22 protein-coding genes and 1 tRNA gene are annotated in these 20,556 nt (G+C 66.8%); 8 read left to right on the top strand and 15 right to left on the bottom strand.

From position 1 onward, the window contains the following. Positions 1-182: 182 nt before the first annotated feature. Positions 183-1,190, bottom strand: a complete 1,008-nt coding sequence (locus LQV16_RS18845; protein ID WP_229995412.1) for a LysR family transcriptional regulator — start codon at positions 1,188-1,190, stop codon at positions 183-185. 94 nt (positions 1,191-1,284) lie between these two features. On the opposite strand from LQV16_RS18845, the gene LQV16_RS18840 reads away from it, so the two are divergent. After that, positions 1,285-2,613 (top strand): MFS transporter, encoded by a 1,329-nt coding sequence (locus LQV16_RS18840; protein ID WP_229995411.1) that lies wholly within the window; start codon positions 1,285-1,287, stop codon positions 2,611-2,613. 33 nt (positions 2,614-2,646) lie between these two features. On the opposite strand, the gene LQV16_RS18835 is transcribed toward LQV16_RS18840, so the two are convergent. Continuing rightward, positions 2,647-3,810: a PLP-dependent aspartate aminotransferase family protein gene (locus LQV16_RS18835; protein ID WP_229995410.1), complete on the bottom strand. Its 1,164-nt coding sequence runs from the start codon at positions 3,808-3,810 to the stop codon at positions 2,647-2,649. A gap of 133 nt (positions 3,811-3,943) precedes the next feature. Between LQV16_RS18835 and LQV16_RS18830 the strand changes: the two genes are divergently transcribed. Beyond that, entirely contained in the window at positions 3,944-4,441 is a 498-nt protein-coding gene (locus LQV16_RS18830) for an Lrp/AsnC family transcriptional regulator (RefSeq protein WP_229995409.1), read from the top strand. Between the two features lie 64 nt (positions 4,442-4,505). Here the strand turns inward: LQV16_RS18830 and LQV16_RS18825 are convergent, their stop codons facing one another. Continuing rightward, complete coding sequence (locus LQV16_RS18825; protein ID WP_229995408.1) at positions 4,506-5,765, bottom strand: MFS transporter; 1,260 nt, start codon at positions 5,763-5,765, stop codon at positions 4,506-4,508. Between the two features lie 176 nt (positions 5,766-5,941). On the opposite strand from LQV16_RS18825, the gene LQV16_RS18820 reads away from it, so the two are divergent. Further along, positions 5,942-6,481 (top strand): Lrp/AsnC family transcriptional regulator, encoded by a 540-nt coding sequence (locus tag LQV16_RS18820; protein ID WP_229995407.1) that lies wholly within the window; start codon positions 5,942-5,944, stop codon positions 6,479-6,481. A 7-nt stretch (positions 6,482-6,488) separates the two neighbouring features. Beyond that, complete coding sequence (gene corA, locus LQV16_RS18815) at positions 6,489-7,484, top strand: magnesium/cobalt transporter CorA (RefSeq protein WP_229995406.1); 996 nt, start codon at positions 6,489-6,491, stop codon at positions 7,482-7,484. Here corA and LQV16_RS18810 read toward each other — a convergent pair. The 5 genes from LQV16_RS18810 to LQV16_RS18790 all read right to left on the bottom strand — a co-directional run bounded on the left by LQV16_RS18810 (position 7,481) and on the right by LQV16_RS18790 (position 11,302). Then, entirely contained in the window at positions 7,481-7,804 is a 324-nt protein-coding gene (locus tag LQV16_RS18810) for a hypothetical protein (protein WP_229995405.1), read from the bottom strand. The two genes, corA and LQV16_RS18810, sit on opposite strands and share 4 nt — an antisense overlap. Positions 7,805-7,946: 142 nt before the next feature. Continuing rightward, positions 7,947-8,666 (bottom strand): hypothetical protein, encoded by a 720-nt coding sequence (locus LQV16_RS18805; RefSeq protein ID WP_229995404.1) that lies wholly within the window; start codon positions 8,664-8,666, stop codon positions 7,947-7,949. A 167-nt stretch (positions 8,667-8,833) separates the two neighbouring features. Then, on the bottom strand, positions 8,834-10,426 hold the full coding sequence (locus tag LQV16_RS18800; RefSeq protein WP_229995403.1) for an ABC-F family ATP-binding cassette domain-containing protein: 1,593 nt from the start codon (positions 10,424-10,426) through the stop codon (positions 8,834-8,836). After that, a complete protein-coding gene (locus tag LQV16_RS18795) occupies positions 10,423-10,893 on the bottom strand; it encodes a GatB/YqeY domain-containing protein (RefSeq protein WP_229995402.1) in 471 nt (156 codons plus the stop codon). The genes LQV16_RS18800 and LQV16_RS18795 overlap by 4 nt, the downstream gene beginning before the upstream one ends. Before the next feature lie 25 nt (positions 10,894-10,918). Next, positions 10,919-11,302 (bottom strand): hypothetical protein, encoded by a 384-nt coding sequence (locus tag LQV16_RS18790; RefSeq protein ID WP_229995401.1) that lies wholly within the window; start codon positions 11,300-11,302, stop codon positions 10,919-10,921. 324 nt (positions 11,303-11,626) lie between these two features. Here LQV16_RS18790 and LQV16_RS18785 point away from each other — a divergent pair, with 324 nt between their 5' ends. Together LQV16_RS18785 and LQV16_RS18780 are read left to right on the top strand one after the other, a co-directional pair. After that, entirely contained in the window at positions 11,627-12,496 is an 870-nt protein-coding gene (locus LQV16_RS18785) for a glycosyl hydrolase (protein WP_356815824.1), read from the top strand. A gap of 461 nt (positions 12,497-12,957) precedes the next feature. After that, on the top strand, positions 12,958-13,341 hold the full coding sequence (locus LQV16_RS18780; protein ID WP_229995400.1) for a hypothetical protein: 384 nt from the start codon (positions 12,958-12,960) through the stop codon (positions 13,339-13,341). A 116-nt stretch (positions 13,342-13,457) separates the two neighbouring features. Here LQV16_RS18780 and LQV16_RS18775 read toward each other — a convergent pair whose 3' ends face one another. The 7 genes from LQV16_RS18775 to galU form a co-directional block, all read right to left on the bottom strand. Further along, positions 13,458-14,060, bottom strand: coding sequence for a GNAT family N-acetyltransferase (locus LQV16_RS18775; protein WP_229995399.1), 603 nt, complete (start codon positions 14,058-14,060; stop codon positions 13,458-13,460). Between the two features lie 97 nt (positions 14,061-14,157). Then, complete coding sequence (locus LQV16_RS18770; protein ID WP_229995398.1) at positions 14,158-14,922, bottom strand: hypothetical protein; 765 nt, start codon at positions 14,920-14,922, stop codon at positions 14,158-14,160. A 775-nt stretch (positions 14,923-15,697) separates the two neighbouring features. Then, a tRNA-Ala gene (locus tag LQV16_RS18765) sits at positions 15,698-15,770 on the bottom strand. A 46-nt stretch (positions 15,771-15,816) separates the two neighbouring features. Beyond that, complete coding sequence (locus LQV16_RS18760) at positions 15,817-16,629, bottom strand: NAD(P)H-binding protein (protein ID WP_229995397.1); 813 nt, start codon at positions 16,627-16,629, stop codon at positions 15,817-15,819. Positions 16,630-16,738: 109 nt separating this feature from the next. Next, a complete protein-coding gene (locus tag LQV16_RS18755) occupies positions 16,739-17,737 on the bottom strand; it encodes a hypothetical protein (protein WP_229995413.1) in 999 nt (332 codons plus the stop codon). Positions 17,738-17,876: 139 nt separating this feature from the next. Further along, positions 17,877-18,497 (bottom strand): GNAT family protein, encoded by a 621-nt coding sequence (locus LQV16_RS18750; RefSeq protein WP_229995396.1) that lies wholly within the window; start codon positions 18,495-18,497, stop codon positions 17,877-17,879. A gap of 5 nt (positions 18,498-18,502) precedes the next feature. Then, the gene (gene galU / locus LQV16_RS18745) at positions 18,503-19,420 is read right to left on the bottom strand and encodes a UTP--glucose-1-phosphate uridylyltransferase GalU (RefSeq protein WP_229995395.1); all 918 of its coding nucleotides are present in this window, start codon (positions 19,418-19,420) and stop codon (positions 18,503-18,505) included. 105 nt (positions 19,421-19,525) lie between these two features. On the opposite strand from galU, the gene LQV16_RS18740 reads away from it, so the two are divergent. Next, the gene (locus tag LQV16_RS18740) at positions 19,526-20,149 is read left to right on the top strand and encodes a 5-formyltetrahydrofolate cyclo-ligase (RefSeq protein ID WP_229995394.1); all 624 of its coding nucleotides are present in this window, start codon (positions 19,526-19,528) and stop codon (positions 20,147-20,149) included. 155 nt (positions 20,150-20,304) lie between these two features. Continuing rightward, on the top strand, positions 20,305-20,553 hold the full coding sequence (locus LQV16_RS18735) for an FmdB family zinc ribbon protein (protein ID WP_229995393.1): 249 nt from the start codon (positions 20,305-20,307) through the stop codon (positions 20,551-20,553). Positions 20,554-20,556 lie beyond the last annotated feature (3 nt).

The raw sequence follows: 20,556 nt of genomic DNA, 5'->3' as shown, positions 1-20,556 counted from the left end.
CCTCAACGCCTGCCACGCCCGGCATCCTCACCGCTACCGAAACAAACCCACCGCACCACCCGCCCCGGCCCACGCCGGCATCAACCACAAAACCAACCAGCTGTCACAAACAGCTTGATTCATTCCGCTCTTACGGCGATCTCGCGGCCAACCGGCGACCTCGGCGCGCCCGTCGGCCCGGCTCAGCCTCCCGAGCGTTCGCGCACGAAACCAGCCAGGAGTGCGGGCCCGTCGCGCAGCACGAGTTCGCGGAACAAGCGCACGGGATCAGGTTCGGCATCGGCCCCGGCATTCCGCGAAACCGGCTCCCGCCACGCGAGGCCGATCTCGCGGAACGCCAGGGCCGAATCCAGGGGAATCTCCACCCACCCGGGCCCGCCGTCATCGGCGCCGGCCCCCGGCGACGGGAGCTGCCGCCCCGGCGCGGAACCGCCCGGCGGCAGGATGCTGACGCCGAGCCCGGCCGAGACAAGTCCGCGGACGGTGTGCGAGTCCTGGCTCTCGAAGGCAATCCGGGGGCGGAACCCCGCCTCCCGGAACAGCGCATCGGTCAGTGAGCGCATGCCGTAGCCGGACCCCATCGCCACGAACGGCTCCTGCCGGATATCAGTGACCCGGGCCCGACGGCGGCCGGCCAGGGGATGCCGGTGGTGCACCACCAGGCGCAGCGGTTCCCGGTACAGCGCGGCCGAACCGATTCTCTTGCTTGGCGCGGCCACGGGTGCGGTGAGCGCCACGTCGGCGGAGCCCTCGGCCAGTTCCGCGAGGCAGCCGTCCCGTGCGCCCTGGCTGAGGTCAAAGGCGGTCTGCGGGTGCCGGCTCCGGAACGCACTGATGAGCAGCGGCAGCATCGCCTCGCCGAAGGTGTGCTGGAACGACACAGCGATCCGGCCGCGGACCACTTCCGATTCGTGCCGGACACGATCCAGCCCCGTCTGGAATTCGTCGAGAGCGGCCTCGATGTGGGGCAGGAGCGTCTTCGCCGCGGCCGTCAGCCGCACGCCGCGGCCGTCCCGGATCAACAGCTCAGTCCCCACGATGGCGCTGGCGCGCGCTATTGCACGGCTCACCGTCGACTGCGGCAGGCCCAGGAGCTCGGCCGTCTCGGTAATGTGCTCCGTCCGCCCGAGTTCCGCCAGCAGCGGCAGGAGGGGCAGCAGCTGCACGAGCTGCCTGTGTTCGACGTCCATGGGCCCTTCCTCCGTGCACTGTTCCATATTTGCTATCTATTCTATGGAAATCATGCATTGGAAGCATGCCCCGGGCAGGCTTTAGCCTGAGGGCATGCCACGCTTTTCCGCACCCTCCGGCGCCGGTCCCAGTCCAGTGTCCAATCCTGCAGCTGATCCTGCAGCTAACGCTGCTGCCTGGGCTGGCCATCCGAAGGGCTCCGCGGCCTACCGCCGGATCCTCGCCGGGCTTGCCTTTGCCGGCGTCGCGACCTTCGCCCAGCTTTACTCCACCCAGGCGGTGCTCCCCCTCCTGGCGGCGGATCTCCACATCTCGGCCGCCGAGGCCGCGCTGACGATTTCCCTGGCGACGGTGGGGCTCGCCCTGACGGTGCTCCCGTGGTCCTTCCTGGCCGACCGGATCGGCCGCGTCCGGGCAATGATGTGGGGCATCTCCGCGGCCACCATCCTGGGACTGCTGGTCCCCCTGGCCCCGAGCTTCCCCGTGCTGCTCAGTCTGCGGATGCTCGAGGGAATGGCCCTCGGCGGCATCCCCGCCATCGCGATTGCCTACCTCAACGAAGAGGTCAACAAGGCCCATGCTGCCCTTGCCGCCGGTAGTTATGTCGCCGGGACCACCCTGGGCGGCCTTGCCGGCCGGCTGGTCGCCGGACCGGTCGGGGAACTGTGGGGATGGCGGGCCGCGGCCCTGGCCGTCTCCGTTTTGGCCACCGGAGCAGCTGTCCTGTTCCTCGTCCTCGTGCCGCGGGCCCAGGGGTTCACCGCCGCGGCCGCGGGCGGCATCCGCGGGGCCTGGTGCACGCTGGCCGGCCATGCCCGCAATCCCCGGCTGCTGGCCCTGTACGTCCAGGCCTTCCTGCTCATGGGCGGCTTCGTGGCTGTCTACAACTATCTGGGATTCAGGCTGTCCGGGGAACCGTTCAGCCTGCCGGCCACCGCTATCAGCCTGATCTTCCTGGCCTACCTCTCCGGAACCGTCTCGGCGCGCTGGGCAGCGGGGCTGACGTCACGGTTCGGCCGGCGCACCGTCCTGATCGCCGGCACCGTACTGATGGCGGGCGGCCTGGCGCTGACGCTCACGGAGCTGCTGGTCCCGATCCTGGTGGGATTGCTGCTGTTCACGGGCGGCTTCTTCGCGGCCCACAGCATCGGTTCCGGCTGGACCGGACTGATCGCCACGACGGGCCGGGCGCAGGCAGCCTCACTGTACAACCTCGCCTACTACCTCGGCTCCAGCGTGCTTGGCTGGGCCGGCGGCCTGATCTTCCAGCGGTTCGGCTGGACGGCCCTTGCCCTGACAGTCATCGGACTGGCCGGCGCGACGGCGGCAATCACCGCCGTCGCGCATCCTGCGCCCGCGTCCGCAACCGGAGCGGCGCGCGGAACCGAAGCCGCCGGCGGCGGAGCCACAGTAACCGGCTAGATGCCCTTTCCGGCTAGGCGCCGGGTCCGCCGGCTACCGGGTTGCCTCGATCGCCTGCACGAGGTCGGCGACGATGTCGGCCGGGTCCTCCAGCCCCACCGAGATCCGCAGCAGGCTCGCGTGCGGCTTGGCCGCGGCTTCGACCGGCCGGTGGGTCAGGCCGGCCGGGTGCTGGATGAGGGTATCGATCCCGCCGAGGGAGACGGCGTGCGTGATCATGCCGACGGCGGCCGGGATCCGCTCGGCGTGCTCGGCGCTGGCGAGCTCGAAGGCCATCAGCGACCCCGGCCCGGACATCTGCGTGCCCACAAGGCCCTGCGGGTCGCATTCAGCCAGTCCCGGGTAGTAGACCTGCTTCACAAGCCCGTGCCCGGCCAGGGCAACCGCGACCTTTTCAGCGCTGGCCTGCTGGGCGCGGACACGCACAGGCAGCGTCGCCAACCCGCGGTGCAGCAGGTAGGCCGGCCACGGTGTCAGGATTCCGCCGGTCACGGCCCGGATCTGGCGCAGGCGCACCGCCCATTCAGAGCCGGCGGCCACCACGCCGCCCATGGCGTCACCGTGGCCGCCGAGGAACTTCGTGGCGCTGTGCAGCACCATGGCGGCACCGCGCATGAAGGGCTGCTGCAGCACCGGGCTGGCGAAGGTGTTGTCCACCAGGAGCGGCACGCCGTCGGCGGCGTCAGCCACGCGGGCGATGTCCACCAGCTCGAGGGTCGGGTTCGCCGGCGTCTCCAGGATCACCAGGCCGGTGTCCGGCCGCAGGGCGGCGCGGACGCCTTCCGGCGTCGTAAAGGTGACCTCGTTGCCGAGGAAGCCGGAGGCGAGCAGGTAGTCGCTGCCGCCGTAAAGAGGCCGCACGGCGACAACGTGCTTCTTGCCTGCCGCCACAACTGCGAGGAGCACCGCGCTCAGCGCCGCCATGCCGGTGGCGAAGGCGACAGACTCGGGGGTCCCTTCCAGGACGGCGACGCCATCTTCGAAGCGTGCCACCGTGGGGTTCCACAGCCGCTGGTACACGGTACTTTGCCCCTCCACATGCGACCCGCCCGTGGCCATGTGCTCGTAGGCAAGGCCTCCGTCGTGCACGGACGGCAGGGGTGCCGTCGTGGACAAATCGATGGGCACCGCATGGACGCCCAGTTCCGTGAGCCCGTTCCGGCCTGCGTGGACCGCCAATGAATCTTGAGAGAGCACCCTTACTCCTTACGAATATTCGCCATTGAATTCCGCAAGTATCTGGCAATAATTCGAGCTTTTGTAGGGCATGTGAATGGAACTGTCGGATAGTGCCGTTTATGATGAATAGACCACACTACGAGGAGGATCCGTGAGCAGCAGTGCGAAGAATGTTCGGCCGGGAGCCAGCGAGCCGCTGGACGCGATCGACGAGCGCCTGCTCGCTGCCCTCGTCGCGGACGCCCGCATCTCGAACAAGCAGCTGGCAGAGCTCGTGGGGATCGCGCCGTCGACCGCGCTGATGCGCACCCGCGCCCTGTCGGAGCGCGGCATCATCGAGGGCTTCGAGGCCAATCTGAGCCTGTCCGCGATCGGACGCTCGGTTCAGGCCCTCATTGCGGTCCGGCTCCGGGCCCACGACCGCGAGCAGATCGACCGGTTCACAGCCCGGGTGCCCAAGCTCCCGGCAGTGCTCTCGACCTTCCACACGTCCGGGTCAGTGGACTATCTGCTGCACATCGCCGTGGCCACCACCGAGGACCTTCGGGACTGGGTGCTGGACAACCTGGCCACCGACCCCGTAGTGGGCCACACCGAAACCACGCTGGTCTTTGACCACATCCAGGGCAACCACGGCCCGTTGCCGTAACCGGGGCGACGGCGCGCCCGTTGCCGACCGCGCACTTGCCGGCGCACTAGACCTGCCGGCGCACTTAGACCTGCTGGCGCACATAGACCGGCTGGCGCAGGGCGGTCCGCAGCGTTACGGCCGCCAGCGTCAGCGCGGCGGCGGCGCACACTGTGACGAAACCGGCGACGGCGGCCTGCAGCCCGACCATACCGGCCGCGAGCCCCAGCCCGATCACCGGGAAGGCGCTGCCAAGGTACGTGATGACATAGACGGTGCTGATGATCTGGGCGTGCCGGGCGGCCTCCACCTTGCCGGCGACGTCGTTGAAGACGGTCCGGAAGGCCACGCCCTGCCCCACGCCGGCAGTGATGCTGGCCAATATCAGCAGCCACGGGCTGCTCCAGGCAGCGGCCGCGGCGATCAGCAGGACGGAGACGCCCAGGACGGCCAGCCCGGCGGACACGGCGAACCGGCCCCGGACGGCCAGCAGCTGGCTCAGGGCCGAGGAGCCCAGCGTCAGCCCGGCCAGCAGGCCAATCAGCGGCCGTGAGTCGGCGTGGACAATCTGGGCGAAATAGCCAGGCGCGAGCGAGAGGCAGAAGCCGAAGACCGTGAAGCTCAGGAAGCCCACAGAGGACGCCAGCCAGAAGGCGCCGCGCGCCTCGCTGGAGACCGAAGGCCGCCGCGGCGCCAGGACACGCAGCGGCTGGGGTCCGGCATGCAGGCTGATGGCGGGCCGCGCCTTGAGCAGGTAGAGGGGCACCAGCACGGCCGCGAGGACGACGGAGTGCAGGTAGTACGGGGTCGTCGTCGGGCCCGGCAGGAGTGAGAGCAGTCCGCCGATCGCGGGACCGGCCGCGACGCCCCCGGCCGAGGCCAGGAGCGTGAACCGGGAGGCCCACTCCGGACGGCTGGGCAGGAGTTCGCGCAGGGCAGCCGAGCTGGCGCCGGTGGCGAGCGCCACGGCGACGCCCTGCAGCGCGCGCCCGGCGCAGAGCGCCACGAGGCTGTCCGCGGTGGCGAAGACAAAGCCGCCGGTCAGGCCCACCAGTACCGCCAGCACGAGGGCGGCGCGGCGTCCGATGTGGTCGGACCAGTGACCGGCCAGGACCAGGGTGGCCACGAGCGCCAGGACGTAGGCCGAGAACGCCACCGTGACGTCGAGCGCCGTAATTCCCAGTTTTGCCTGCAGCAGGGGGTACAGCGGAGTCGCCAGATTCGCGCCGACGAGCAGCGTAAAGATCACGACGCCGGCCATTACGAGCCGTGCGGTGGTGGAAGCGTCCCAGCCCCAGCGGTCAGCTGTGGCCGGGCGCATGCGAAGTTCACTGAAGACTGTCATGGCCGTGCCCTTGCAAAGTGCAGGCCGGGCTTTCCCTGTTGTGGGGGAAACGCCCGGCCTGGTTGAAAGATTGGTACCTACAGAATGCAATACCAATGATCTTCATGGCCAAATTCTGTGTCAAAATTGATCAAAACAGTCATTCTCGGGCTGTTGACGTGAACCGGAGTGATGATTTGAACAGTCTGGACCCCACCGACCTCAAAATTCTGCTGGAGCTGATCCGGGATCCGCGGATCCAGATCGGCGACCTCAGTGATGCCCTGGGCATCGCCCGGAACACCGCCCAGTCGCGCGTGCGGCGCATGCTGCGCTCGGGCGTGTTGCACGACGGCGGCCGCGAAATCGACCTGGAAGCGGTGGGGTACGACGTCGTCGCCTTCGTGACGATCGAGGTCAACCACCGGGAACTCGACGGCGTCGTCGGGGCCCTGCGGCTGATCGCCCAAGTCCTGGAAGTCCATGAGATCTCCGGGCGCGGCGACGTCTGGTGCCGGGTGGTGGCAACGGATACGCACAACCTCCAGGCGGCCCTCCGGTCGATCCTTCGGATCAAGGGCGTCATCCGCACCGAGACCGTACTGGCGCTGCACACCCATATCCCCTACCGGACCGAACCTTTGATCAGCCGGCTCGCCCAGGGCAACGCGCTGACCCCCGGCCGGTCCGCGCCGCGGCGGGCCGATCCCGCCGAACCCCAGATGAACAAAGGATAATGTCCCGGTGACTATCATCGACAACGCCGTCTACGTGGACGGAATACGCAGCGCCGAGCCGCGGAACCTCGAGCAGACTTTCGAGACCCTGACCGAGCGCGGGGGCATGGCCTGGATCGGGCTCTACCGGCCCACGCCCGGTGAAATGGCGGCTGTGGCGGCGGAATTCGGCCTGCACGGGCTGGCGGTCGAGGATGCAATTTCTGCCCATCAGCGCCCCAAACTGGAACGCTACGACGACAACCTGTTCACTGTTCTCCGGCCTGCCCGGTACCTGGACGAGACCGAGACCGTGGAGTTCGGCGAACTGCACATCTTCACGGGCAGGAACTTCGTGGTCACCGTCCGGCACGCCGAGACGAAAGTCGTGGGCCAGGTCCGGCGCCGGCTGGAGGACCGACCCGACCTGCTGCGCCACGGCCCCGAGGCCGTCCTGTACGCACTCATGGACCAGGTGGTGGATGACTACGGGCCCGTGGTGGCCGGGCTCGAAAACGACATCGACGAGATAGAGGACCAGCTCTTCAGCGGCGACCCGCTGGTGTCCCGGCGGATCTACGAACTCGCCCGGGAAGTCATCCATTTCCAGCGCGCCATCCACCCGCTCCCTGCAATGATGCAACAGCTCCGGCGGGGCTTCGAGAAGTACCGGGTGGACACGGAACTGCAGCACAGCCTCCGCGACGTCGAGGACCACGTGGAGCGGCTGATCTCCCGCGCCGATTCCTTCCGTGACCTGCTGCAGAACGCGCTCACCCTGGACGGGACCCTGACCGCCAACCGCCAGAACGAGGCCAGCGCGGAACAAAACGAGCAGGTCAAGAAGATCTCGTCGTGGGCCGCGATCCTCTTCGCACCGACATTTGTGGCCGGACTGTACGGCATGAACTTCGACCACATGCCGGAACTGCACTGGACGTTCGGCTACCCGATGGCAGTCGCGCTCATGGCCGCCACGGCGGCGCTGATGTACACCATCTTCAAGAAGAAGGGCTGGCTCTAGCCGGAAGCGCGGCGGTCCCGGACCTGGACCATAAGCCGCCGGAACGCCAGGATAAAGACGACCTCGGCCAGTACCATGAGCCCGAGCAGCAGCCACTTCCCGCTGCCAATGAATACGATGGCCCCGATGAGAACCAGAATGCTGCCAAGCGCTAGGGAGTAGACGGCAAATCCGAGGGCAACCTTGGCGCTGCGGACGCCCGTGCGGAAGCCGAAGCCCTGCGGTTCCCCGCCGGGGTAGCCGGCGACCCTGTCCGGGCCTGCGGGCTTGAGCTGGTCGAACTCCTCCCACGGGTCGCGGTCCTGCTCCTGGTTGGTCATGTTCTTATTATCTCGCGGACCGGACCGTCGCGCCCCTGAAGGCGGCCGGCCGTGACGTTATTCGCGGCATCCCATTTTCGCGCCGTCACAGCGACGGCGGCCCGGACCAATGGTCCGGGCCGCCGTTTCAGAGCTGTTCGCGCTACTTGTTGTGGCGGTGTTCGCCGGAGCCGCCGTGCTCCTTGGACTTGCCGGAGTGATCGCTTCCGCGGTCCTCAGCGTCGCCGCGGTGTTCGGAGGCGTTGGCCTGGCCAGCGGCGCGGTGCTCGTTGGCATTCTGGTGCGCCCATCCGCTGTTGCCATTCCACTGGTGCGAGCCGTCGGATTCCAGCGCATCGGCCGAGTCCTGCTCATCATCTTCGGCCGGTGCCGGAGACTCCGGAGCGGCGGGTGCTGGAGACTCGGGAGCGGCGGGGGCGGGGGCAGCAGGTCCATTCTCGTCGGAGTCCTCGTCCGTGCCCTGATCGTCCGCGTCCTGGCCGTCGGAGTCCTGGTCCGTGCCCTGATCGTCCGCGTCCTGGCCGTCGGCTTCGGGAGTCTCCGGCCCGGCCGGATCGCCCGACTCGGCGGACTCTCGATCATCGGCTTCCTCGTCGTCGGCTTCGGGAGTTTCGGCCCCAGCCGGACCGCCCGACTCGGCGGACTCCTGGTCGTCCGCTCCCGGCGTCTCAGGCTGAGCCGGATCGTCCGGCTCAGCCGTCGCGGTGCCGGTCGACGTCGTGGTCGACGTCGGGTCAGCCGGAAGATCTGGGGTCACGGTAGCGGCTGCGGCGCCTGCGCCGCCGGTGACGACGACGGACGCAACAACTACTGCTTTGCCGGTGGTGCCCAACGCACCAAGCCAGCCGAAGATTCCTGCCATGAGAGAGATACCTTTCAACGCGGCGAGTGAGACCGCTGCCGGTCCCCCATCGGCAGCCAGCGCCACGTTACCGGACAGAACCCAGCACGTTTCGGCCGTTCACGCGCTTCTGCCACAACCTGAGCCAATGCTGAGCCAACGCTGAGCAAAGGTTCATCTTGCGTTTGCTAGGCCGCGCGCACGTCGACCTCGCCGGGTTCCGCGCCGTCGCTGCCGAAGACCAGCCGACGAGTGGCGATTTTCTCGGTGAAGAACCGGTCGTGGCTGACCACGACGACCGCCCCGGGGAAGTGGAGCAGTGCCCGTTCCATCACCTGGGTGCTGGACATGTCCAGGTGGTTGGTGGGCTCGTCCAGGAGCAGCACCGAGGCACCGGACAACAGGCACTGAGCCATGGCGACGCGGGCTTTCTGTCCGCCGGATAGGTTGCCGATCTTCTGTTTGAGGTCGGCCTCGGAGAACTGGAACATCGCGAGGAACCTGTTCACGGACTTCTTCGTGGCGCTGAAGGCGAGGCTGTCCGGCAGCGCGTTGACCGCGTGCGAGACGGTGTCGGCGTCGTCGAGCTGTTCCAGCATTTTGTTGTACGAAACAAAACCGGGCCCCTTGGCCCAGACCACATCACCGGAATCAGTCGGTTCCTCCCCGGTCAGCACTTTCAGCAGCGTGGACTTGCCACTGCCGTTGGAGCCCAGGACCACAATCCTGTTGCCACGGCGGATCTCAAAGCTGAGGTCCTCGAACAACACTTTGTCGCCATAGGATTTGCCCAGCCCCTCGACCCGGCAGAGGACATCCTTCACGTGCAGCCCGCCGTAGATCTCGGTGACGATCTGGTCGACGGGCCGGGGTGTGCGCGCCTTCTTGATCTTGGCCAACTGGTTCCCCAGCCCGCGGCTGGCTGCCTTGGCGGCCTCGCGGCGGTCGGCGATGCCCTCCGCTTCAAAGGCGAGGAGCTCGGACTCGTGGACGAACTGCGCCTCGAGTGTTTTGAGCCGGAACTGCTTCTGGACAACGTACTCGGCGAAGTTTCCCGGGTATTCGTGCAGATGGAAGTTCTCCACCTCGATAATCCGGTTGACCACCGCATCGAGGAACTTCCGGTCGTGCGAGACGATGATCGCGGCACCCCGGTAGTCGCGGAACCAGCTTTCCAGCCATTCGACGCCGGCCACGTCGAGGTAGTTGGTGGGTTCATCCAGCAGCAATACGTCCGGACCCTCCAACAGGATCTTCGCCAAAGCAGCGCGGTTGCGCCACCCGCCGGAGAGTTCGTCAATCGCGCACGTGCGGTGCGCCTCGCTGAACCCCAGCGTGGTCAGGACGGTGTCGATGCGCCGCTTGTAGTCCCATCCGTCGAGACGGTCCATGTCCTCGAACAGCTCGGCCTGGCGCCGGATCAGCCGGTCCAGCTCTGCTTCGGCGGGGTCTGCCGCAATGGCGGCGTCGATGCCTGCCAGCTCGGCCTCGGCAGCCTTGATCTGGACGAACAGTCCGTCAAGGACCTCGAGGATGGTCGCCTCGCCGTCCAGCTCGGAAAACTGGGAGAAATACCCCACCCTGGTTCCCTGCTCCACGGTGACCGTTCCGGTGTCCGGGGACACCTGGTCCAGGATGAGCTTGAGTATGGAGGTCTTCCCCGAGCCGTTTTTGCCGATCAGGCCCACCCGGTCCCCGGGTTCCAAGCGGAAGAACGCCTCGCGAAGGATCTGTGTGTTGTCGAAACGGACGCCGACGTCGTGCAGCCGGATCAGGCTCATTGCTGCGCGAGACGGTTGCGGACGATTTCGCTGACGGCTTTGCCGTCAAAACGTCCGGCCACCGTGGCGGTGACGGGCTTCATCACTGCTCCCAGCTGACGCAGGGACAGCTCGACCCCGTCGGCCTTGAGCGCCGCGATGGTCTCGTCCACGATCGTCTCGACTTCGGCTGCGGTGAGTGGCTTGGGCAGGTAGGCTTCGATCACCTCGGCCTCGGCGATCTCGGCAGCGGCACGCTCGGCTTCGCCGGCTTCGGTGTAGATGCGGGCAGTGTCGCGGCGCTTGGCGGCTTCCTTCTGCAGGAGGGCGGTCACCTGTGCGTCGTCCAGCACGATTGGCGTCTTACCCGATTTCTCGCGGGTTTCGATCTCGCCCAGGACGTTGCGCACAGTGGTGAGGGCAACCTTGTTGCGGTCCTTCATGTGGCTCACGACGTCGGCGTGCAGGCGTTCTTTCAGGGTGGTCATAGTTCTCCTCGTGTTATTAACAAGGCTAGCGGCAGAACCCGTTGGCCCCGATCGCCGAGAGTACCCGCTGCGCGTCCTCGTCCGAGACGGCCGGGACGTCGCCGCCGGTGAACTCCGCTTTTGCGGCGGCGATGAGCTGGTCTTCCGGCGACTGCCCCAGAAGGCGGCCGCAGAGCCTGCGGGCCTTATCGACTGCCGTATCGCTTGGCAGCCGGGGGTCAATCGCGGCGAGCGAGGCCAGGAGGGCTTCCTGCTCGGCCGCGTCCGGTTTGGGAAGCGACGCCGGCAGGCCCGCGGACGCGCTCCCGGCGGACGGCTCGGGATTCGGCGAGGCGGAGCAGGCTGCGGTCAGCAGAAGCGTCAGCAGAAGCGTCAGCAGGGCAATCGCAATCACGATCATGTTCTTCATGGTTGGTGGCCTCGTCTGCACTGTGTTTCTGCACTGGGATTCTGCTGTGGGATTCTGCCGTGGATGTCTGCAGTGGATTTCGGCTGGTTTGCCGTTGATTTGCGTTTTGGGTTCCGCCGCGCAGATGGCAGCGCCGGCGCGGCCACGGCGCCGATCACGCATGTTCACACCATCTCATGAAAACTCTTTTGCCCCGCACGCGAAGCCGCCGGTATTGCGACACGTTGCGGCTGTTCCAAATGCCGAGAGAGTGGCGTAGCGTGATCTTGGTCACATCCGGTTGAGGATTGGTATCGGCCCGCTTCGCTTCGGAAGAAGGAATCCATGGATCGCCGGACATTTCTCACTGCAATGCTGGCTGCCCCGGCTGCGGCCGGGGCCAGTTTCGCCGCCACACCACCCCCAGGGCCGGTTCCGGCCCCGTCCGCACCATCCCTTGCCCGGACGGCCATCTCTGCCCCAAGGGCTCTTAAAGGCGCAGCCCACGGCGGAGACGATGCGTTGGCATTGAGACAAATCCGGAGCCTCAACGCCAACTGGTACTACTCCTGGGGATCCGCGTATACCGTCACGACCAACCCGGCCTTTGTCCCGATGGTGTGGAGCGCGAATGCTTTGCTCCGAAAGGACGCCCTTGGCGACGTGGCCAGGCAACTTCCCCAGACGAGGACCAGACACCTCCTCGCTTTCAACGAGCCGGACCACCCTGGCCAAGCCAGCATGTCTGTCGATGAGGCCATCCGGTTGTGGCCCCACCTTCAGTCCACCGGCCTGCGGCTGGGATCTCCGGCCACTGTCGGTGTCAGGAGCCCATGGTTGGACCAGTTCATGGCCAGGGCGCGGAAGGCGAATCTCCGGGTCGATTTCATGACGATGCATTCCTACGGTTCGCCGAACCCAGAGAGCTTCCTCGCAAAAGTTTGGTACTTGCATCACAGGTACGGAAGGCCGGTCTGGGTTACCGAATTTGCGGTTGCGGACTGGTCGGCAACCCCGGCACATCCGTCCAAATACACGACCCGCGAAATCGCATACTTCATGCAGGTTGCGGTAGCCGGCATGCGTGTGATGCCCTTCGTCGAACGGTTTGCGTGGAAATCCAGGGAACCCAGCGACCCTGCCATGGGCCCGTCAGCCCTCTACAAAACCAACGGCCAGCTGACATCACTCGGCCGGCTCTACGCTTCGCTGTGACCGGAGGGTACCGCGGCTACTTGTCCGTGCTGTCCTGTTCATCCTTACGGGTGGGAAGCACCAGAAGGGCGTCGCCGACGGGACGTTCCGCGCCGCCCGAGGGGATATTCAGAACGGCTCCTCCGGCAACAGCCGGTGGGCAAGCTGCCGGTTGGAAGAGCCGGTGAGCGGACCGTCAAGGGCGGCATCCACGCCGGGGCGCCCACCGGGAGACCACGGACACCGGTGGCCGGACACCGGTGTCCGCGGTGATGGCGCGCGAGCGCCGAAACCACGCCGCGCCCGCCTCGTCGCCTGACACTGTCCGGGCTGCGGCTTAGGCTGATCGCATGCCGCCAACGCCTGCCCCGACTCCAGTTCCAGTTGAAGTCCTTCTCCACTCAAGTCCGGCCGAGTGGTGGCAGATCGTTGCCGCGCTTGCCCCTGTTGCGGTACTCATAGCGGCGGCAGTTGGAGCGTTTATGGCCTGGCAGACACTGCGCCAGAAGGCCATCTCCGACGACCGGGCCGAGTGGTGGAAACGGACACAATGGGCACTGGAACGTGCCCTGGACGAGGACGAGGACATCAAAGCCCTAGGGCTGGCAGCGCTGGATGTGCTCGCCGGCAGCGAGTTGGCACGGAACGAAGAGCTTGAACTCCTGGACATCGCGTGGAAGTCCGTGAACGGGCTTGCGGAAATAACGGACGGCGGGCCGCTCGTTTCCGCGAAGGCTTCCCACAATGCGCCCGTCCCGCAGCACCGGGTTCAGGTCACCGCCGCAAGGCTGCGCGCCAGACTCGACATGCGCCTCGGACGGCCGACACCTCCCGGCACCACGGCCCTCGCCAAGGAAGAGCTCTAGCGGCCGCCGGCCCTGTTCGGCGTTGGCGCCCGGCCGCCCGAGGCTCTGACGGCCGACCAACAGATCATCCAGCAGGCCTTGACAACCAGTCGCCACGGCAGCCCCCACGAGTTAGGTCACGTGCCGCCGGGGCCCACCGGCCAATCCTCGAGTGGCAGCACGAGGATGATGGCCGCGCAGACGCACTCGGCGCCGCACTCGGGGCACAGGTAACCGCCCGCCTTCTGCGCGAATCCGGCCCGTTCCAGCATCCCGAGAGAAGATTGCTGTGGATCGGCCGAGACCCACGACGCGGACACAACATAGCGGCAACCGCAGGCCTTCAGAAAATCGAGACTGGCCGCAAGCATGGTGGTGCCGAGGCCCATCCCCCGGGCTGCGGGCGAGACGACAATGGACTTCAGCTCACCGATCCGGTGCCCGTCCAGGCCGGCCTCGACGCCGGCACGGCTCAGGAGGTCCTGCAGCGCATTGACGTCTTCCCGGCCCAGGAGGCGGGCCGTGGCCGCGCCGAAGAGCTGGCCGGGCCGGTTGCGGGCGCGGATGAGGACTCCCCCGTGGCCTGCCGTGAGTTCAGCCAGCTCGGAAGGGCGGATGAATCCAGAGCCGAGGGATTCGTTGAGGAGCGCTGCCGCTTCGGTGGCCACGGCGGGTCCCGGTGCGCCGACGTGCAGATTGACGTCCGACGCCGTCCGGGTGCTGATCGCTGTAGCTGTCATATTGGTCCTCTTCACGGGGTAGTCACGCACCATGGCGTCGCCTGGGCTTGCAGGACGGTCCGGCGGTGCCAGGTCGGAACGCCGGGATCTTATCCGGCTACGCGTATTTCAGGCTGAGCAGCATCGTTTTGAGCTGGGCGTACCGTCCGGATTCCATCCAGGCTTTCGCGGCGGCCGGCGAAGTGAAGGCCAGTGTGGACGGTGAATCAGTGAGGACGACGTAAGCGTTCATGATCCTGTCGGGCAGCGCGATCTGGTTGGACCCGGAGCTGCCGTCATGTGCCAGGAACTCGTGAGCTTCCCGGACATCCATGAAGTAGTGGAGACCGCCCGCCAGGTCCTCATCGTAGGCGAAGCCGAACTGCGCGGTTTCCCCTGACTTGTCCGTGATTCCTGATACCGGGCTGTGGTCCAGAACGGTCCGCTTGGCCGGACCCGCGGCGCCGTCGCCGTACTTACCGCTGTAAACGCGGGCCAATTCTGCGCCCGACTCGTCCGAGATGGTCGCCTCGAAGGAGATCTTCTGCTCTTCAGCGTTGTTTACCGGACCGGGCTTGACCGTGACGGTCCAGCCCGCCGGGTGGGTGAAGGAAATGTGGCCGTCCGGAAACGTGAACGTCTGCATCGGTGCAGACTGTCGGGTCTCCGGAGCAGGCGCCGCCGCCGTCTCACTGACTGCCGGGGTGAGGGTTGCCGCTGTTGTGGCTGCGGCACTGGGCGAGGGCTCCACAGTAGTGGCCGGCGCGCTCAGAGGCGTGGCGTTCGGCTCCGTGCTCGCCTGCGGGACGGCGCACGCCGCGGCAGTGAGCAGGACCCCCGTCAGTGCCGCGGTGAACAGCAGGCCGGTGATGCGTGAATTCAAGTTGTCCCCCAAGAGAAATGCGGGCTGCGGAGTCCGGTCCGGAGCGGGTCGATCATTGACCCTCTCATGCGTTAATCATGCGTCGGTTTGGGCCTGTCCGTCGCGACGTTCGCCGGGCGGTGGTGGGGTTCTCGGCGGATGTTTCCGTCATGACGATCCCTTATCTTCCGGCTCAGGTCGTTCCGGGAAAGTTCTGGACACTGGATTTCAAAGATTCCAGCTCCGCCAGGTCCTCATCCGTGGGTTCGGTCCGGTCGATGTCGAATGACAGGGCAGCACCAGGGACCACGGCGGTCGGAGCCGCGGGCTCGTCATGACCGGGCCATCTTCGGCCGACCCGTTGGCCCGGACGACTCTCGATCCGTGAGGGGTCAACTGGAACGCAGGGCCTCCGTCAATCCTGATGTCCCAATAGCCTCCCCCGAAGTACCGGAAAGTGCCCCGCTCCCCCTCCAGACCGAGGGCTGCCGAAAAATCGGTAGCGAATCGGCTGGCAAGAAAAACCGGATCGGCGCCGGCCATGAGATTGATGAGCTGCCTGTTGTTCGGGATCATCGTCACTCTCCCCCAAGAGTACGGAAGCTGCTGGCAATCGCCGCGGCTTTGCCGCTAACCTAGCACGCGAAATCGACCCGGGGCGGCTTCCTTGACAATATCTTGTTGACGTATTCGGTTCCGGTGACGGCACCGCACCTTTCGGCGAGGCGCTCTTAGTGATTTCACCTGGCAAAGTGTTTATTTCATCATTCAAGGGTTCAAAAACCCCTGCAAACTGTGGAGCTAAGGAGATTCGAACTCCTGACCTCTTCGATGCGAACGAAGCGCTCTACCAACTGAGCTATAGCCCCGAAGCAACGCCGGTCCTGAGGGAACGGCGTTGCCGGTGTCCCTAGGCTACAAACTATCTGCGCTGTTTTCCAGCCAGCCCCGGAATGTCTCGTTGCCGTGTCGTGCCTCCGGCACCAGGTTCAGCCCCTCGCGCAAATAGCGGCCCATCGCGCCCGGCAACGGCAGGCGCACCAGTTGGCCCTTGACGCCCGTGGCCCGCTGCCACTCCCGGGCAAAGTCGGCCATGTCCTTGGATTCCGGGCCGCCGAGGTTCAGCACCCGGTGCCGCGGTCCTGCGGCCGGAACCGGCCCCGGTTCCAGTGCGGTTTCCAGGAGCACCGCGGCCGCGTCGGCCGGCGAGACCGGCTGGAACCGGGCGCCTCGCACCACGGGGATGATCCGCACTCTCGAGCCGGCGCCGAACATCATTGCCAGCAACGAATGAAACTGGGTGGCCCGGACCACCACTGTCTCCAGTCCGGACAGCATGTAGACGTGTTCTTTGGCAGCCTTCGACCGGTAGAAGGCTGACTTACTGCGACCACAGTTCACGATGGACAGCATGACGGCCCTCGCCGTACCCGCATCCCGAGCGGCGGCCAGAAGACGCGCGCCGCCGTCGGCGAAGTTCTTGCGCGCCGTCCCGGAGCGTCCCTCCAGGCAATCGATCACGACGTCGGCACCGGCCAGTGCGGCCACGACACCTTCTCCCGTCGTCACGTCCGCGCGGAAGTATTCCGCGCCGCTGATGTTGGCGGCAGTGCCGGCCGCCAGCTGGTTGCGGCTGAGGACGGCCACCGAGTGCCCGGCATCGACAGCCCTGCGCACCACTTCACGGCCTACTTGGCCGGTTCCGCCGGCGACGCAGATCCTTGTCATGACCCGAGGCTACCGCAACGAAGCCCGCCCGCGACGCCCCGGGGAAATGAAAACCCCGGGCAGCCATCGCTGGCTGCCCGGGGCGAAATCTCCGGAAGAACGGAGCGGATCAGGCGCGTCGCCGCTGGAGGACATCGTCCAGGTTGCTCAAAGCACTCTGGGCCTTGCTGAGCTGCTTTGGCTCGGAATCGTCCGCGGCCCGCGGATCGGATGCGGCCGGCCGCGCGGCGGCCTGCTTGAGAGACGGCTTCCCGACGGCTTTCGGCGCTTCAGGCAGGTCGAGGGGCATGGGGGCTGCGCGTTCGGCCTTCGCCGCTTCGACGTAGGTGGGCTTGGGAACATCGACGGGCTCCCAGCTGGAGCCCTCCGCCGCTGCCGCAGTTTCGGCTGCCAAAGCCGCCGAGGTATCCCCCGAGGCTGCAGCTTCGGCGAGGGCGGCCTGGCGGAGCTCCAGTGCGGTCAACGGCTTCGGTGCAGGCTCGGGAGTGACCCGGTCCGCCTCGGCGTCGAAGAGCGGGCTTTCCGGCCGGGCAGCGGGACGGCCGGCAGGAAGGGCGGGGACCTGTTCGGGCGCGGAAGGCCGCGCAGTAGTGCGTTCCGGGCTGCCCATGGCGGCACGGAATGCGGCGTTCATCTTCCGCCGGCGGTCGCGGACAGCGAGGCGGCGGAGCAGCGCCACGGCGGCGACGGCGCCCAGCAGGGCCGTCACGGGGAGCCAGCCGGAACCAATACCGAAAAGTCGAAGGGCCGCGGATACCACTCCTGTGAGGAGGGCCAGGAGGCCGGCTACCGCCAGCACCAGCCGTCCCCAACGAATCCGGAACGCCGGGGAGGTCGCTGCAGAATTCGGGTTCCTTCCGGCCGCCGCCCCGCTACTTGGACCATGGCCTGCGGTGCCGCCGGCCGGTACTGCGCGCTGGGTGCTGGTCATGGGTTTCTCCTGCTGCGCTGTCATTTTCATAACCTTCCCCGCATGTGGATCTGCTGGTTCCATGTCCATGACGTCCGCCAGGAATTCGCCTGCAGGCTGCAGCTGGTGGCGCCCGTTCCGGAGAACGTAAGGCGCCACCCACACGATCCAGAGCGCAACAGCAATGACAAGGATCACAGAGCTGCTAAGAGGGAAGTCCACACTCAAAACCGTATGAGGTATATGGGGTGCTGCCCCGCATTGTCAGGGGTGTGTCGCGCGCGCCGGCCAGTGGCCGGCGCCGGGGCACCGTGGATGGTCAGGCGGCGTCACAGGTTCAGGCCTGGCGCGTCCTCAGCCACCGTGCGAGGAGGCCTTCCGGCACTTCCTCAGCCGTGAGCGCGAAGGTCCGGTGGTCCGCCCATTCGCCGTTGATGTGCAGGAACCTGGGCCGGAATCCCTCGTCGCGAAACCCAAGTTTCTCCACCACCCGCAGGCTCGGCGCGTTCTCCGGCCTGATGTTGATCTCCATGCGGTGCAGCCCAAGGGTGCCAAAGCAATAGTCCGTTGCCATGGCCACGGCGGTCGGGGCGATTCCCCGCCCGGCCCGTTCCTTGTCGACCCAATAGCCAAGCGTCGCCATCATGGCCGATCCCCACACGATCGAGGACACAGTCAACTGCCCCACGATCACCGGTGCCTGGTGGCCGGGCGTCCATTCCGCGATCACGAAGGGCAGGGCAGTGGCCTGCGCGGCCTGGGCCTTGAGCGAACGCACCATCTGCCGGTAGTCCGGCAGGCCGCCGCCGGGGACCGGGTTTGACGCCTCCCAGGGGGCCAGCCACTCGCAGTTACGGGACCGGAGTGCTGTCCACTCCTTGCGGTCCCGGTACCGGATCGGGCGCAACACGATCTCGCCACTCTCCAGGGTCACCGGCCAGGTGAAGCTGCCCCCCACGGGAGTTACTTTGCGAGGCTGGGGGCCAGGCTGGACGCGAAGCCGGGCAGCCATTCGCGCAGACCCGGGCCGAGGTCCTCACTGTCGCAGGCGAGCTGTACGCAGGCCTTGAGGTAGCTGAGCTTGTCGCCGGTGTCGTAGCGGCGGCCGCGGAAGACGACGCCGTACACGCCGTAGCCCTCGCCGGTGCCGGCCGAGAGCTCCTGCAGCGCGTCCGTGAGCTGGATTTCTCCGCCACGGCCGGGCGCGGTGCGCTCAAGCACTTCAAAGACGGCCGGGTGCAACACGTAGCGGCCAATCACGGCGAGGTTGGACGGGGCGTCCTCGACGTCGGGCTTCTCCACGAGCTGATTGACGCGGACGTAGTCCTCACCAACGATTGCCTCAACGTCGGCGCAGCCGTAGGCACTGATCTGGGACGGATCCACCTCGATCAGGGCGATCACCGACCCGCCGGTCTTGGCCTGGACTTCGATCATGGTGCTGAGCAGCTCATCGCGGGCATCGATGAGGTCATCGCCCAGGAGGACGGCGAACGGCTCCTGCCCGACGTGCTGCTTGGCCCGGAGGACGGCGTGGCCAAGGCCCATGGGATCTCCCTGGCGGACATAGTGGATGTCACCGAGGTTGCTGGCGGCCTGGATGGACTCGAGCTTCGCCGTGTCACCCTTCGCCTTGAGGGTGGACTCCAGCGCCGGTACGCGGTCGAAGTGGTCCTCCAACGCCCGCTTGTTGCGGCCCGTGATCATCAGGATGTCGTTCAGGCCGACATTCACGGCCTCCTCAACGACGTACTGGATGGCCGGCTTGTCAACGACAGGCAGCATTTCCTTGGGCATGGCCTTCGTGGCCGGAAGAAACCTGGTACCAAGACCCGCGGCGGGGATGACGGCCTTACGGACGGAAGAGTTCGGTGTATTCACTCGACTAATCTAACGGAGGGACCAATCATTGCGTAATTTTTATTCGAACCGCCCGGCAGGCCCTCCCGACACCTGGCGGCCGGAAGAGGCAGAGGACAGTCCAGCTTGGCGTCTAAAGAGGAAATACGCTCCAGCCACAGGGCGAAGCGTTCCGCACTCCCGCCGGCCGCACAGGATGCTGCCGCGGCGGGCATCGCCCGCTACGGGCTCGAGTGGGCCTCCGGGCAGGCCCGCGGCCGCCAAGGCATCTTCGCGGTGTACCTCGGTGTGGGCGCCGAACCGCCCACGCTGCCGCTGTTGACGGCCCTGACCGTTGCCGGGCACCGGGTGCTGCTTCCGGTTTGCGAACCAGACATCTCGCTCAGCTGGGTGTATTGGACTCCGCAGTCCGGGTTTGTACGCAGCCGATACGCTCCCATCCAGGAGCCTGTCGGAGAACGCCACAGCACCGCCGTCATGCGCGACGCCACGGCAGTCATCCTCCCGGCCACCGCCGTGGATTTCTCGGGCAACCGCATCGGACAAGGCGGCGGCTACTACGACAAGTTCCTTGCCGCCCTGGCCGCCATGTCCCCCGCGTCCGGCGAGGTGTCCGACGCTGTCGCGTTGCCGACTGCCGCCGTCGTCTATGACACGGAGGTGCTGCCCGCGGGCAGCATTCCCGCCGAGTCGTTCGACCGGAAGGTCGACGTGGCGCTGACCCCGGGCGGGATCATCCGGCTCGGCTGATGCCGCCCCGGCTGATGTAGGTTCCTGCCAAGGTGATAGAATTGGCACTCAGGCCCTGGGACTGCTAAGGGCGGAACCGGTCGATAGGCATATCGGCAGTGATTCCGGCTCGGCAGCACGGGACCTGCTCGTTTGCCCCAGAGTGAGGATTTCCAGTGCCCACGTATGCATACGCCTGCAAGGACTGCAGCCATGCCTTCGAGATCGTGCAGTCGTTCAGCGACAACTCCCTGACGTCCTGCCCCGAGTGCCAGGGCACGCTGCGCAAGAAGTTCAACAGCGTCGGCGTAGTGTTCAAGGGCTCCGGCTTCTACCGGACCGATTCCCGCGACGCCAAGGGCAGCACGGTTTCCCCGTCTCCTGCAGCTCCTGCGGCCACCCCCGCACCCGCCCCCGCGCTCTAGCAG

Source organism: Arthrobacter sp. Bi26, from assembly GCF_918697925.1.
In the GTDB taxonomy this organism is placed as follows: domain Bacteria; phylum Actinomycetota; class Actinomycetes; order Actinomycetales; family Micrococcaceae; genus Arthrobacter.
Note: the sequence above shows the minus strand (reverse complement) of the source record. Positions and strands in the feature narration are given on the sequence as shown.

Coding starts and splice junctions, on each gene's coding strand:
- LQV16_RS18845 (WP_229995412.1), bottom strand. CDS start 1,190: ATGGACGTCGAACACAGGCAGCTCGTGCAGCTGCTGCCCCTCCTGCCG.
- LQV16_RS18840 (WP_229995411.1), top strand. CDS start 1,285: ATGCCACGCTTTTCCGCACCCTCCGGCGCCGGTCCCAGTCCAGTGTCC.
- LQV16_RS18825 (WP_229995408.1), bottom strand. CDS start 5,765: ATGACAGTCTTCAGTGAACTTCGCATGCGCCCGGCCACAGCTGACCGC.
- LQV16_RS18810 (WP_229995405.1), bottom strand. CDS start 7,804: ATGACCAACCAGGAGCAGGACCGCGACCCGTGGGAGGAGTTCGACCAG.
- LQV16_RS18805 (WP_229995404.1), bottom strand. CDS start 8,666: ATGGCAGGAATCTTCGGCTGGCTTGGTGCGTTGGGCACCACCGGCAAA.
- LQV16_RS18800 (WP_229995403.1), bottom strand. CDS start 10,426: ATGAGCCTGATCCGGCTGCACGACGTCGGCGTCCGTTTCGACAACACA.
- LQV16_RS18795 (WP_229995402.1), bottom strand. CDS start 10,893: ATGACCACCCTGAAAGAACGCCTGCACGCCGACGTCGTGAGCCACATG.
- LQV16_RS18790 (WP_229995401.1), bottom strand. CDS start 11,302: ATGAAGAACATGATCGTGATTGCGATTGCCCTGCTGACGCTTCTGCTG.
- LQV16_RS18785 (WP_356815824.1), top strand. CDS start 11,627: ATGGATCGCCGGACATTTCTCACTGCAATGCTGGCTGCCCCGGCTGCG.
- LQV16_RS18780 (WP_229995400.1), top strand. CDS start 12,958: ATGGCCTGGCAGACACTGCGCCAGAAGGCCATCTCCGACGACCGGGCC.
- LQV16_RS18775 (WP_229995399.1), bottom strand. CDS start 14,060: ATGACAGCTACAGCGATCAGCACCCGGACGGCGTCGGACGTCAATCTG.
- LQV16_RS18760 (WP_229995397.1), bottom strand. CDS start 16,629: ATGACAAGGATCTGCGTCGCCGGCGGAACCGGCCAAGTAGGCCGTGAA.